10 protein-coding genes and 1 pseudogene are annotated in these 14,188 nt (G+C 39.1%); all 11 read right to left on the reverse strand.

What is annotated here, in order from left to right:
• Window positions 1-18: 18 nt before the first annotated feature.
• Window positions 19-1,695: a sigma-54 interaction domain-containing protein gene (locus KW850_RS06235; protein WP_218346711.1), complete on the reverse strand. Its 1,677-nt coding sequence runs from the start codon at window positions 1,693-1,695 to the stop codon at window positions 19-21.
• A gap of 345 nt (window positions 1,696-2,040) precedes the next feature.
• Window positions 2,041-2,499, reverse strand: a complete 459-nt coding sequence (locus KW850_RS06240) for a RidA family protein (protein WP_218346712.1) — start codon at window positions 2,497-2,499, stop codon at window positions 2,041-2,043.
• A gap of 20 nt (window positions 2,500-2,519) precedes the next feature.
• The gene (locus KW850_RS06245) at window positions 2,520-3,644 is read right to left on the reverse strand and encodes a M20 peptidase aminoacylase family protein (protein WP_308128760.1); all 1,125 of its coding nucleotides are present in this window, start codon (window positions 3,642-3,644) and stop codon (window positions 2,520-2,522) included.
• Window positions 3,645-3,684: 40 nt separating this feature from the next.
• A complete protein-coding gene (locus KW850_RS06250; RefSeq protein WP_218346713.1) occupies window positions 3,685-4,518 on the reverse strand; it encodes a GNAT family N-acetyltransferase in 834 nt (277 codons plus the stop codon).
• Window positions 4,496-6,103 carry an N-acyl-D-amino-acid deacylase family protein gene (locus tag KW850_RS06255; RefSeq protein ID WP_218346714.1) on the reverse strand — a complete coding sequence of 536 codons (1,608 nt, stop codon included), beginning with the start codon at window positions 6,101-6,103 and terminating at the stop codon, window positions 4,496-4,498. Before KW850_RS06255 ends, KW850_RS06250 begins: the two co-directional genes overlap by 23 nt.
• 34 nt (window positions 6,104-6,137) lie before the next feature.
• Window positions 6,138-7,268, reverse strand: a complete 1,131-nt coding sequence (gene menC / locus KW850_RS06260; protein ID WP_218346715.1) for an o-succinylbenzoate synthase — start codon at window positions 7,266-7,268, stop codon at window positions 6,138-6,140.
• A 34-nt stretch (window positions 7,269-7,302) separates the two neighbouring features.
• Window positions 7,303-8,175 carry a MurR/RpiR family transcriptional regulator gene (locus KW850_RS06265; protein WP_218346716.1) on the reverse strand — a complete coding sequence of 291 codons (873 nt, stop codon included), beginning with the start codon at window positions 8,173-8,175 and terminating at the stop codon, window positions 7,303-7,305.
• Window positions 8,176-8,255: 80 nt separating this feature from the next.
• Window positions 8,256-9,746 carry a M81 family metallopeptidase gene (locus tag KW850_RS06270; protein WP_218346717.1) on the reverse strand — a complete coding sequence of 497 codons (1,491 nt, stop codon included), beginning with the start codon at window positions 9,744-9,746 and terminating at the stop codon, window positions 8,256-8,258.
• 48 nt (window positions 9,747-9,794) lie between these two features.
• The gene (locus tag KW850_RS06275) at window positions 9,795-11,024 is read right to left on the reverse strand and encodes an MFS transporter (protein WP_218346718.1); all 1,230 of its coding nucleotides are present in this window, start codon (window positions 11,022-11,024) and stop codon (window positions 9,795-9,797) included.
• Window positions 11,025-11,166: 142 nt separating this feature from the next.
• Window positions 11,167-12,672, reverse strand: a complete 1,506-nt coding sequence (locus tag KW850_RS06280) for an amidase (RefSeq protein ID WP_218346719.1) — start codon at window positions 12,670-12,672, stop codon at window positions 11,167-11,169.
• A gap of 1,090 nt (window positions 12,673-13,762) precedes the next feature.
• Window positions 13,763-14,055, reverse strand: a pseudogene (locus tag KW850_RS06285) (hypothetical protein); the annotation flags it as partial.
• Between the last annotated feature and the right edge of the window lie 133 nt (window positions 14,056-14,188).

Genomic DNA, 14,188 nt, shown 5'->3' on the forward strand with positions numbered 1-14,188 from the left:
ACACCAATTATATTTTTATCACTTTATTCCCAATTGATTTAATTTTCTGTATAATGTTGGCAAACTTATCCCTAATTTGTTGGCTACCTTCTTCTTTCCGTTCGTATCTCTCCCTAATTCATCTAGAAGTTCAAGTATATGATCTTTTTCTACTCGGTTTTTTCGCTTCGAAAAACTATTACTCTTCGAAGGTTCCGTGGAATGATCCGCTAGAAAATTGTTGGGTAAGCTTTTCATCGTAACAATTTCTCCTATTTCAAGCTCAATAAAATGCTGGACAACGTTATGAATTTCGCGGATATTTCCTGGCCACTGATGGTTCAATAATGTTTTATAAACGTCAGCCGACAGTCTTTTTGGCGGACGGTTTAGTTCCAACGAAAACTTTTTCATAAAATGTTCGATTAAAATGGGGATATCATCTTTCCTATCTCTAAGCGATGGTAGAAATAGTGGAATAACATTTAATCTGTAAAATAAATCTTCACGGAATTTGCCATCACGTACCAGCTGTTCTAGATTTTGATGGGTTGCAGTGATGATCCGTACATCTACATTTCTGGAATTACTGTCTCCTACTCTTTCAATTTTTCGTTCCTGAACAACTCGAAGCAGCTTCGCCTGGAGATGAAGTGACATATCACCTATTTCATCAAGAAAAATAGTTCCGCCATTAGCTAGTTCAAATCTTCCTGGTTTATCTGTTACAGCCCCAGTAAATGCACCCTTTACATGTCCAAACAATTCGCTTTCTAGTAAGTTTTCTGGTATTGCTGCACAGTTAAGAGCCACAAACGGTTTGTCCGAGCGCAAACTTTCTTGATGGATCGATTGAGCAAACATCTCCTTACCTGTTCCACTCTCACCTCTTAACAATATGGTCACATCGCTGGTTGATACTCTTTTAGCGATAGTAATAACTTCTTGAAGCTTCGCACTCGTCCCTTTAATATCTTCGAAACAACACATCGTTTTTTTCGCCATTTTTTTAGGTGATTGCTTTACCAGTTCAAGTTTAATCAGATAGGATTGAACTTGTTCATTGTTGAAGATTGGTTTTACATGGGCAATAAATTCTTGCTTGTTCAAAAACGACTTATGCATTTCTAACCGGTGGACAACCTTATTTTTTAACTCTTTAATATCAACCCAGCTTTTCTCAGAAATGATACTGGTAACCTCTTCCCCGATAAGAATATGTTTTCTAGCATTCAGCTTTTCAGCTAATCTATGATTTATTTCTTCTATTCTACCATCAGATGAAATCATCAAGAACAGATCGTCTGTCATTGAAAAAAGTTCCAGTACTTCTCTTTTTAAAAGATCATTTTCTTTTTCTAGTTTTTCTGCAATGGATTCACATGACAATAGATGACATCCAACTTCTGCTAAAATTCCAAGCATTTCTCTATTTTGAATGAACCATTCCTTGTTGCCATCTTTAGGATGTAGGATTCCAATCGCTTCTACTCTGCCAGTTTCTTTTATCGGAACTAGCAGTATAGAGTCGCCATTATAATATAAACATTCCTCCTGGAATACAGATATTCCAGTTTGAATGACTTGGTTAATAGATGAGACTTCATGAACCATATGTTCAAAATCATCTCTGGTAAGAATGCTAAATTGAACTGAAAATCTCTTAAACAAATTCTCTACCTTATCTACGTGTTTATAGAAAGCAGTGTCCTGCATGGTATCACACCCTATTTTTACTTCGATTTTTTTAAACCAGTTACTAAATGGAATAGTTAAAAAGACTAGACAAATAGGTGAATGTCATCGTTTTGGACAAATACGTAAAGAAACTAACTTCATATAACTTTTAAAAATCCGATACATGGATGAATGTAATTAACTTTATATTAACAAAAAACACCCCGGTGGGTGCTATTTTTATAAAATATTGATAATTCGGTACACTTTTATAGTAGCAAATACAAAAATACCAAAAAAGCTACTCAAAAATTTAAGTAGCTTCTATGATTGAACATTTAATGTTCTTTTAACACGCGTATCATACCTTAAATAACTTATCTTTCACTCTTCTATTTCTAGGACCATCTCAATTTCAACTGGTAAATTCAAGGGAAGGACATTGGTTCCTATAGCCGACCTTGCGTGCTTCCCCTTTTCCCCGAAAACTTCTACCAAAAGATCTGAAGCACCATTGATTACTTGTGGATGATTATAAAAGTCATTTGTAGAACTTACAAATCCGAGTAGTTTGACTATTTTTTTCACTTTATTTAAATCCCCGAGCTCTTCCTTTACTATACTGAGTAAATTTAAAGCAGTAATTCTAGCCGCGTCATAGCCTTGCTCGATAGAAATATCTTCTCCAAGCTTACCTTGGTAAAGTGGCTTTCCATCGATAAAGCATCCGGAGCCAGAAGTAAAAAGAAGGTTTCCAGAACGATTAATGGTAACATAATTGGCCAGTGGTGCTGGTGCTGGTGGTAACTCATATCCAAGTTCTATTATTTTAGACTCTATCATTCTTATACTCCTTTAGTTTATCACGTATTTTTTTCAAATAACTTGATGACAGAAGCTGTTAAAATAGCTACGCCATTCCCCAAAGCTGCTAAGTTAAATTTCATATTTGGGTGATGAAGACCGGGTTCTAGGCCTGTACCTAACCCTACCATCGTTGCTTGAATATTAGGTCTTTCCTTTGTATAAAAATGAAAATCTTCACCGCCCGGTGTGACAGGAGGTTGGACAAGTGATTTTTCACCAAGTATTTGGCGAACCACTTCTCCCACTATTTCTTCCATATCAGGGCTTTTCTCTGCTGCTGCCATTTGCGCACGAATTTCAAGTTGTACTTCAGCGCCATTGGCTTCCCCTGCATATTGAACAGCTCTCATTACACTTTCTGTTAAAGCTTCCATGGCCTTATTCGTTTGTGCTCTAAGATCGATACTAAACTCTGCTTCATCGGGAATAACATTGATGTTTTCCCCACCGGCTTTCACTTGTGTAACTTTGGCTGAACTTGGTAAGGTTGGATCAACCTTAACCGAATTAACCGCACTTATAATCGCCCCAAGGGAATCTACCACATTAATGCCCAGATTAGGTCTTGAGCCATGGGCTTGTATCCCTTTAATTTTTCCTTTTAAAAGAGTGGCAGCTCCATGGTAAATTGCGGAAGATGCCTGCCCCATCCCAAGTTCGAATACCGGTCTAACATGAATACCGAGCAAAAAATCAACGTCATCGACTATTCCATCTTTTATGATTGCTTGAGCGCCTTTCCCTGTCTCTTCAGCAGGTTGGAAAATAATTTTTAGGCATCCACTATTCGGTTGAAATTTGGATTCCTTTAAACAACGAAGCGTATTTAAAACCATGGTCATATGCGCATCATGCCCGCATGAATGGATTGCCTTCCATACACCATCAACATTCTGCCACAATGCATCCATGTCCGTCCGAATAGCGATTGTAGGGCCACGAGTATCGCTTTCCCATTTAACGACTATTCCACAATGACTCTGGTACGTTTCGTATGGAAAACCAAGTTTATCCAGTTCTTCACAAAGAAAGTCCCTGGTTTTATGCTCCTTCCAACTAACTTCTGCCAAATCATGTAATTTATCGTAAGTATCTAAAAGAAGAGTGTGATTATTGTTCACCCATTCTTTTATTCTAGTTAAACTAATGTTTGTCTGTGTATTATGCAGATGGATCACTTCTTTCTAGTACGTAATACGCAATATTATCTTCCGGGATTACCCCGGTAACGCGAAAGCCCTTTGAAAGGGCTTCATTTAATTTATTGCGAGTGTGTGATCGCCACTGTTGGAACAGATCAGGTGCGTCTTGCTTCATTTGCCGTACCTCTTTTGGAATGGCGAACAAATATCCTGGAAGAGACTGCACACTTTTATTTCCGCTAGGAATTGGATGTTCACCGGCAAACGTAATGTCTGATAGCTTTTCATACTTCTTCCATTTGGCCTGATGGCTACGGTTTCCCTCTAGCGCATATATAACCGACTCAGACAAAAGATCCCATTCCACCAAGAAGCGGTCGGAAGGTGTATCTTTATTTAATTTATCATTCATGTAACCATAATAAGCTTCAATATACGTTTTTACATACCCACCCAGTTTGGAAAGGTTAAGATATCCATTTTTAACTTCAAGAGGGTCAAAAGTCCAAATGATTTTTTCATAACCATATTCAATTGCCCATTCTCGCTGTTTAAATTTCAATTTCTCACCGATTCCTTGATTGCGGTAATGGGGGTGTATAGCCATCATATGTGAGCAGAGATAGGGCTTTTTACTAAGATTACTGTAACCGGCAAATCCATAGCAAAATCCTACTAGTCTATTACTTTCCTTCTCAAATGCACCAATAACGACCCCGCCATTATGAATGGCGGCCACCATCTGTGGGAGAGAGGTGACTACCTCTTCTCCCCACACCGTGTTTTGCAATTCAACAATGTCTGACAGTGATTCAAGTTCTGTTATGATCCTATACGAAAACTTTTCTTGCATGACTGTTCTCCTGTCGCAACACTTTCCCAGCAGTTGTACCGATATATTTGCCTTCTTTAACCGCCATTTGCCCATTGACAAGGACGTAATCAATTCCAACCGGCTCTTCTAGTGGGTTCTCGTAGGTTGATTGGTCATTGACAGTTTTGGGATCAAATACCACAATATCCGCTGCATACCCCTCCCGAAGCAATCCTCTATCTTTTAAACGAAGTAACTGAGCAGGCGCTCCTGTCATCTTACGCACGGCCTGTTCAAGGGTAAGAGCCTGTTTTTCACGCACAAATCTTCCTAACACACGTGGATATGTTCCGTAAAGTCTAGGATGAGGTTTCCCGCCAAAAATACCATCTGACCCTACAATCTGGAGCTGGTGCTGCATTCCAAAGATGACATCTTTCTCATCGCCCCAGTGAACTACCATCGTAATTCCTGCATTCTCCTCAATAAGTAAATCGAAAGCCGCGTCTGCTACATCTCTGTCTAAAATTTCTGCTATTTCAAACATGTTTTTGCCTTCTGCCCAGCGATTTTTTTCTGTAGAAACAGCAGAAATAATAATATTCTCCCATCCGCAGGTTAGGACCCAGTTTTCGTAGTCGCCATTATCTTTAAATTCTTGTTTTATTTTTTCCCGGATTTCGGGTTCTTTTAATTTTTCTAACAGTTCAGAGGTTCCTCCTGAATGCATCCACGGAGGTAAAATCGCATGAAAAACGGTTGATCCAGCAGTATACGGATATTGATCAAAGGTGATTTCAATTCCTTCCTTGCGGCCCTCATCCATTTTTTCAAGCGCTTTTTCAAATTTATCTCGATTGATTTTACCTGCGACTTTGAAATGAGAGACATGAAGACGGACGCCTGATTGACGGGCAACATCAATGACCTCCTCCAGAGCTTCTAAGGAGTGGTTGCTCTCGTTACGAATATGGACTACAAAGCAGCCGTCAAATTTAGCCGCCCCTTTGCAGATCGCAATTAATTCTTTTTTACTGGAAAAGACATTCGGAGGATAGACTAGACCGGAAGATACCCCAACTGCTCCTTGCTTCATTCCTTCTTCAACAAGGTACTGCATTTGATCCATTTCTTCTTGTGTCGCTTCTCTTCCATCAAAGCCCATCACCAGTGTCCGTACTGCCCCATGTGGAACGAGGTAGGTCGCATTGCCTGCAATATCGGAATTTTCCAAAAACTGAAGGTATTCATCGATTGTGTTCCATGGCCAATCACCGATATCTCCATTTAATCCTTTTAACTGCTTTTGCCATAAAGGCTTGGTTTCTTCAGAAACCGGAGCAACCGAAATACCATCCTGTCCAAATAATTCCGTCGTCACACCTTGTAATACTTTTATATGGTGGATTTCAGGTTTTGTACAGAGTAAATCAGAATGGACATGCGTATCGATAAATCCAGGTGAAACAGCCAACCCCTTAGCATCTATCACTGTTGCAGCCTGTTCATTACTTAAATCACCCATTTTACAAATTACCCCATTTTTAATACCAATATCTAGTTTCGTCCATGGATTTTCTGTACCATCAAAAACCTGTCCACCTTTTATAATGAAATCAAACATTTTATCCCTCCTGTTTTTTAGTTCTACTATTTCTTTATTTCAATATCAATTCCTTTGTAAATAACTCTTTATCGATCACATATTGATTCAATACAGCTTCGTTGATTTCATAGCCAATACCGGGAGAGTCCGGCACTTGAAGCCTACCTGGTTGAGATAACATGACCTCTGGCGTAACGATATCATAAGCCCAATAACGATCAGAAGCGGATGTATCCCCAGGGATACTAAAGTTGTCGAGCGACGAAAGGGCAATATTGTGTGCACGTCCGATCCCAGCTTCAAGCATCCCCCCACACCAAACCGGAATATTGTGAAATTTACATAAATCATGAATTTTTTTAGCTTCTGTCAGTCCGCCCACACGGCCAACCTTAATATTGATAATTTTACAACTTCCTAGTTCAATAGCTTTTCTAGCGTCTTCCACTGAATGAATACTTTCATCCAGGCAAATTGGCGTAGCCAGCTGTTTTTGAAGCTTAGCATGATCAATAATGTCATCGTGAGCCAATGGCTGCTCAATCATAATAAGCTTAAACTGGTCCAATTGTTTAAGGTTATTCACATCATTTAATGTGTAAGCTGAGTTTGCATCTGCCATCAACGGGATATTAGGGCCAAATTGTTCCCGAATGGCACGAATCACTTCGATATCATGACCTGGTTTAATTTTTACTTTAATTTTTTTGTAACCTTCGCCAATAAATTGCTCCACTTTCTCGAGCACTTTTTCTACGGTATCCTCGATACCGATACTGACTCCTACATCAATTTCACTTTTATGACCACCAAGAGCGGTTGCAAGTGAAATACCTTGTTGTTTTGAATATAAATCCCAAATCGCTCCATCAAGGACAGCTTTAGCCATGTTATTCCGTCGGATCGGCATAAAGAGTTCATGAATGTCAGTGGGATGTTTGATGCTTTTAGCTGAGAACAATTTAGGAATAAGAAATTCCTTAAGGATATAACTGACGGTTCCTGTGGTTTCTTCATTATATATAGGATATGGAAGAGAAGCGCTTTCAGCATATCCGATAAATTCGCCGCTATGGACACTGACTACGAGAAAATCTTTATATGTCAAACGGCCAAAGCTGGTCTCAAATTGGTTTTTTAGTGGCATTTTTAGTCTAGAAATTTCCACTTTATCAATATTCATGTCATAGCCCCTTTCTCTATTTAATGTTAGAGGATCAATCCTTCTCCTGCTTAAAAAATGGAAAGAACTGTTCGCTCGTTTGTTGATAGTCATTAATTCGATTTTGTACCTCTTCCCACTTGGATGAGGCGACGCCAGATACAATAACATTCAGCAATGAAAACATGGTAGCCATCCCGTTTAGTCCTGTCGGTGAGGGAGTGTACACTTTTATTAACAGATCGGCAAATGATCCTAACGGAGATATCTCGCTATCAGTTATCGCTATTATTTTTGCTCCCTTTTTCTTGGCGACTTTAACAAACGAAACGGTCTCTTCAGCATAACGTGGAAATGAAAAGGCGATAACCAAGCTATCTTTGTCCATGTCTGAAATTAAAGAAATGGCGTCGTCAATTTCTCCTCGATATAGATGGGTGTTTCCTTTGACAATATTTAAGCTAAACGCCAGCCAATTAGCGGCTGCGTATGAGCTTCTCATACCGATTACACACCTTTTTTTTGAATACAGAATCGTATCGATAATTTTTTGATACAATTCACCGTTCAAAGAATCCAGGGTTTTCTCAATATAAGCAATATCCCGTTCCTTAATTTGTTTGATAAGATCATCATTGTTCTGGCTGAGGGCTCCAGTTGATACTCTATATTTTCCTAATGGATCTGTTTGTCCATTCTCTAATAAAGTCGATTGAATGTCTTTTTGCAAATGACTATATCCCGTATATCCAAGTGCGTAACATAGACGGATCACTGTAGTCTCACTGGTTGATGTTAACTCACCGACTTCTTTTGCCTTTTGGAAGGCGATTTGTTGTGGATGATCAAGAATAAATTTGGCTACAATTTTTTGACGATTCGTTAGCGTATTAAAATTCTTTCTGATGACTTCTTTGATAGGTTCCATATTATGTTCTTCCCTTCTAGATGCTTTTGTTCCTTGAATTGACACCTATTGTTTCACATCTTTTAGATCGGAATTTACTTTTATACCTTTGATGTCTGCTTTTTATAATCTTGAACAGCATCTAAAGGAAAGATTGGTCGATGAATTTGTTTATAATCAAATGACGAAAAATCACAAGTACTTAAACCTGGTGAATCTACCGTAATGATTTCTTTCGCGATTGACTTAAAAGCTGCTCTAAAGTGCTGACTTGATTTTAATGCGACAACTTTATAACTTGTTACATCGATTCCATGAAGCAAGAAAACCTGCTCATCAAAGGTTTGGGCTCTTACCGAGCAAACGATGATATCGACATTGCCAATTTGTAACCTCGCAGATTTTCCTAGATTTACTTTTATTCCTCGCCACATAGGAGAAGTTTGGAAAAATTGACCGTCCGATAAAGTCTTAACGTAAACTTTTAAGGACAAAGGTTGGCCGTGTAATGAATCTGTTTTTCCACCCAATTCCACATTTATATATGACCCCGGCCCTGCTTGGTGGGCAAGCTCTGCTACTTCAGGGTCGTAAATAAATCCAAAGCATGTATTTAGAGCATTCGCTTCAATCATTGCTTTCAATAAGAATGTTCCATCCCCTGGAGTTCCTCCACCTGGATTATCTGATGTTTCATTGATAACGATCGGTTGTCCTTGTTTAGATAAAGCCTGTTGAATTCCTTCCTCAGGGGTTGGCAAACTTGGCCGAAACGCCTCTCTCTTATCCCAGATGGTAATCGCCACTTCGTTCCCCGCTTTTTGAGCTAAAGAAGGATCCCCGTTTGTTATCGTAATCACCGAAACGCCTACATCAGGAATATCGGTATAAGGGAACCCATGGAAAAATGTGCAATCCAAAACTTCCTGTTCCTTTTCCCATTTCCAGCATAACTCATTGATATCCTTTGCTGGAGATTCATATGTGGTTGAGGTGGGAATGATCAAAGGCAGCTTTTCCAGATGCATAACTGGCTTTATGTCACCTTGAATAATTTGTCCTAGTAACTGAATCGCTTCTCTTCCTCTATCATGAGAATCCGTATGTGGATAAAAATTAACTCCTAGAAGAGCATCTGCTTCTTGCACCATTAATTCTGTAACATTTGCATGCAAATCTAATGTTACAACAATAGGAATCTCATATCCAATCGATTTTCGCAAAGCTTTTAGTAAATATCCTTCTAAATCGTCGATCCCATCTGCAACGCCTGCCCCGTGTAATGCAAGACAGATTCCGTCAATTTCTCCTGCATGTAGGATGCCTGTAATTAACTCATTCTCTAATGTTTGATAGGTTTCTTTAGTAATCATCCCCGAAGGTCCTGCAAAGGCTGAAAATGTTGGGGAGTATTCGATACCAAGTTGGTTGCATTGGTCAATCATGCCCCCTAGGTAATCATCGACTCCCAGATGTCTTTCGATAATATCCTCTTTATAATCCCATTCCCAACTTTTAAAAATATCTACGGTCGTTGGCACATTCGAAAAAGTATTTGTTTCGTGAGCAATCTGTGCTATAGCTATTTTCATATAAACTCCCTCTTTTCTTCCTTTTTTTCGATATTACAACATAGCAATCTATGCACTTTTTACATTTGATTCTAGTGATTTCTTTGTATCACCGAGTGTAAAGCATGCGACAACGGAGATAATGGAAGAAAGAATTAAGAAATAGAATGCTGCATCGTAAGAACCATTAAAGGCAGTGATTAAAAAGCCCATGATCATTGGAGAAACAAATCCAGCTAACTGACCACCAAAATTAATCATTCCGGCCGCAGATCCCATCACGGCAGTAGGGAGGAATTTTAGTGGTAATGACCAAATCCCTGCGAACCCTGCATATAGGAAAAAGGCTGAGATTATTTGATACGTAACAGCCATTTGAAGGGAAGGGGTTTTAAACATTAGGTAAAGAAACAGAGCCCCCACTACTGTCACAACAATTGCAAAATACTTTTCACGACCTACAAAATATTTATCTACTAACCATCCTCCTAATATCATCGCAATTCCTCCTGCAAAAAACGGCAATGATGAAATAAAACCAGCCTGCAGAAGATCCAATTCACGTACTTTTAACAGGTAGGAAGGAAGCCAGGATGCAAATCCCCAAATCACAACATCCAATCCAAACCATGCTACTACCAGTTTCCACATCGTGGCATTCCGCAGTAAGTCTTTCATCGAGATTTCTTTATTCTTCACCTGCTTAGCCTCATTTGTTTGTTGAGTTGGCTTCTTTAAAACCATCCAATAAACAGCTACGAGAACAATACCAGCTATTCCAATTACGACAAACATATTTCTCCAGCCCAGCATTAGCATCATTGGCGCAGCAAAGAGAGGAGCTAAGGCTGCACCAAAAGCGTTGGAAGATAACATCGTGGACTGTGCTTTCGCTCGTTCAGCTTTTGGAAAATATTCCGCAATGGCTTTTGAACTGGCTGCAGGGAATCCGCTTTCACCCACTCCGAATAAGAATCGAATCACCAGCAAAGAAGCCAATGACCATGCAAAGCCTGTTAACACCGTGAACAATGACCATGAAATGAGAGATACAACCATTATCCTTTTAGAACCGAACTTGTCTGCCAAATAACCTCCTGGAATTTGCATTAATGCATAACCAGCAAAAAAGGCACTAAGAACAATTCCTAATGATGCAGCACTCAAATGAAAGTCATCCCCTATTGATGTAAGGGCAACACTCATGACCATACGGTCCAAATATGCAACCATCCATCCTGCAAAAAGAATAAAAAGTATAAAATATTTATTCTGCGAAAACCCTTTCAAACGTCCCATAATGTTCCTCCCAAATCAATTTTAATTAACCAAGCGGTTTGAATTAAATGTGTAAAGCATTAAAATGAGTTCTTATTCTTATTTTTTTTGACCTTGGCAAGTTTGTTATTACTAACGAAGTACTGATTTATGTTGCGGTAAGTTAATTTCTTGAGGATATTTGATGAATGTCTAAGATTCGATTCTTACATATTTCATAAATATGATTCCAAGGTTTCAGCTTTTCAAATACAGCACTAGCTGTTATCACATCGGTATCTGCATACCGTTTTCCGATAATTTGCATTCCAACGGGAAGTTGGTCTGAAAGCCCTGCAGGGATCGATGCAGAAGGATGACCCGTAAAATTGGTGATATAGGTCATACACCATCCAATTAATGAGTCTATTTCTTCACCGTTAATTTGACTCGGCCCAAGCGTGTTTCCACAATGGCCATTTTCTGTTGGAAGAGAGGCAACTGTTGGTGTTATTAATAAATCATAATCTTTCAATACATTTTGAATCGTGTCATAGATTGTAGTGCGCATAATTTGATCTTGGTTAACATCAACCATGTTCATCTGGTAAGCTTTCTCAATCCATTCAAGATACTGAGGAGGCAAATCTTCTCGATGATCCTTTAATAAATCAATTCCCTTACTTTTATAATTTTCGAATATGGAAATTGACCCTCTCATTACGATCCGATTAAAGAGTTCACTTAACTCACGTTGATCATAAGGAATACCAATATCAACTTCTTCAACCGTAGCTCCAGCCTGTTCGAATACCTTTACTGCTTCGGCAACCGTTTGAGCAACACGACTATCAACAGGGTAAACGCCAAAATTTGGACTGTAGGCAATTCGCCAATCTTTGATAGAACCATGTAATGCCGAACGGAAGTCCACTTTTTCATTTAGACTATAAGGATCTCGATTGTCATATCCCGTTAACATACTAAGACTTAGTGCTGCGTCCTCGACGGTTCGTGTCAGTGTTCCCTCAGTTGAAAATATGTAAGTTCTAAAGCCGTCAGGTCTTCCTAAGAAAGGCACGCGTCCACCAGAAGGCTTAAAACCATATATTCCACACCATGCTGCTGGGATACGAGTGGATCCACCAGTATCCGATCCTTGAGCAATTGGAACGAGACCATCAGCAACTGCCGCGGCGCTTCCACCAGATGATCCCCCTGCGTTTCTACTTAAATCGAATGGGTTTCGTGTAGGTCCAAACAAATAATTATCTGTCACCCCACGAAAACCTAAAACGGGACTATTTGTTTTACCTAGTAAAATTCCACCTGCCTTTTCAAAGCGCTCCCCATAGGCACAATAGTGGTTTACTACGTTATCTTTAAATGCTCTGATGCCTCCAAAAGTAGAAATCCAGCCAGGCTTGGCGCCAAACAAATCTTTTAAAGCTGAAGGCACACCATGAAACATGCCAACATCTTCACCGGCTAACAAAGAACGTTCTGCCTCTTTTGCTTTGTTCAATGCGTCTTGATATCCAAAGTAGACAAAAGCATTTAAACTTTTATTTCTTTCTTTAATACGATTGATAAAGGCCTCTGTCACTTCTACAGGGGAAAATTCAAGGTCTTTGATTTTAGCAGCTATTTCACTTGCAGACATATAGGCCACTTCATTATGAGAAATCATATAAAACCTCCATAGTAAAGAATTTTAATCGCATGGATAAATTCAATCCCCATAGCCCCCTTTTTACTTTTTGAAGTCACAACTTCAAAATTACATTTTATTTGAAGCTATAACTTTATGTTTTAAAGTTTAAACAATTTAGAAGATTTAGTCAATTATTTTTTTATTTTTTGGCTTTGTTAAACTTGGCTGTTGATTTCCACTCCAGGCGCTTCGCTTTCCGCGTGCGGTCCGGGGAGCCTCCTCGAAGCTAAGCGCCTGCGGGGTCTCCCGCTGGAGTCTTCTCGCCTTCCGCTCCAATCAACTTGGCTATAAAATCAACAATGTCCTTTAACACAACCTATTTTTTAAAAGATTGGGATGGAATGGAGTGTGTTTGGATTTAGTAATAGAATGAGGCAATGCTATAAGTCCAGTCACCAGACCTAGTTATACAGGTTGATGTTATTTTGATTGCTATAGTAGGAATTGAATAATTAATTGTAGAATAATTTCATAATAAAAAGAAAAGTCCGGGGAAGGTTTTGGAACCGTCCCGGACTTTTCTTTACTTCTACTATAAAAAAATAGTAGGACAAACCATGGCCTTGGTTTGTCCTACTAATCTTAGTATGTTTGTGGTCGGCACTTACCAAAAACCCTGAGAACCGTCCCTGTGGTGTTCGAGCTTTGCCGTCTCCCTTTCCATTGCATTTTTTTACCTCCCCAAGACCATAATCATTTACTTCTCTATAGTGTTATGCCCATATTGGGGGGTATTAAAGATGTATATTCTGGAAATCATCTTCTTGAAAAAATCTAAGGATTACATTTCTTTATAAAAGAACAATAAAAACCACTTCAGTTGTACAATCGTTCCGAAACTGTAACGCCCTTGGTACAAGCTGAAAACAAAAAAATCGTGCTAAATTAACACGATTTAATATTAATATTTAATTAGTCCACAGAGTTGAAAAATTCAAATAGGGATTTGCGTCAAGCTTTTGGTCTGGAATAAATAAAAGGGATAAATCACTCCCCAATCATACCTTTTGGCAATTATGATTTCTGCCCCGTTGATTGTAGGATTCATTCACAAACCCTTTTCTTATTATATGCATGTAAACGATTGAATTTGTCGTAAACTTATTCCCATATAAACCCATCTAAATCCAGTCCAACGCCACCCTGAGACAGAGGTTCGGCCAACAAAAGTTGGATAAAACCAAAATTGCTGAAAGCCTCTTAGCCATAAATACGTATATCTGAATAAACATCTTCTGATTCCCCGCCTGGATCAACTGCAAATTGTTCTGCTTGTTGTGTCTGAGCGGGAACATAGGATGGCGGCGGTGAAGTTGGCGGTCCAGCCCCTGGTCCTTGACCCGGTGGTGCAAACGGAGGTTGAACCCGCTCTCTTGTCAAGTGTTTGTCTACGATTTGCAAACTAAGGGAGAATTTGCACAAGTGTTGCTTTAGAATAATGTTAGATCAAATTGATACTTATAACCCTGATAACGAACAAAAAGAAAGAGCG

It is taken from the genome of Bacillus sp. sid0103 (assembly GCF_019219025.1).

What these genes read in the sequence shown, in the direction of transcription:
- KW850_RS06235 (WP_218346711.1), bottom strand. Translation starts at nt 1,695, where the DNA reads ATGCAGGACACTGCTTTCTATAAACACGTAGATAAGGTAGAGAATTTG.
- KW850_RS06275 (WP_218346718.1), bottom strand. Translation starts at nt 11,024, where the DNA reads ATGGGACGTTTGAAAGGGTTTTCGCAGAATAAATATTTTATACTTTTT.
- KW850_RS06280 (WP_218346719.1), bottom strand. Translation starts at nt 12,672, where the DNA reads ATGATTTCTCATAATGAAGTGGCCTATATGTCTGCAAGTGAAATAGCT.
- KW850_RS06270 (WP_218346717.1), bottom strand. Translation starts at nt 9,746, where the DNA reads ATGAAAATAGCTATAGCACAGATTGCTCACGAAACAAATACTTTTTCG.
- KW850_RS06255 (WP_218346714.1), bottom strand. Translation starts at nt 6,103, where the DNA reads ATGTTTGATTTCATTATAAAAGGTGGACAGGTTTTTGATGGTACAGAA.
- menC (WP_218346715.1), bottom strand. Translation starts at nt 7,268, where the DNA reads ATGAATATTGATAAAGTGGAAATTTCTAGACTAAAAATGCCACTAAAA.
- KW850_RS06250 (WP_218346713.1), bottom strand. Translation starts at nt 4,518, where the DNA reads ATGCAAGAAAAGTTTTCGTATAGGATCATAACAGAACTTGAATCACTG.
- KW850_RS06240 (WP_218346712.1), bottom strand. Translation starts at nt 2,499, where the DNA reads ATGATAGAGTCTAAAATAATAGAACTTGGATATGAGTTACCACCAGCA.
- KW850_RS06265 (WP_218346716.1), bottom strand. Translation starts at nt 8,175, where the DNA reads ATGGAACCTATCAAAGAAGTCATCAGAAAGAATTTTAATACGCTAACG.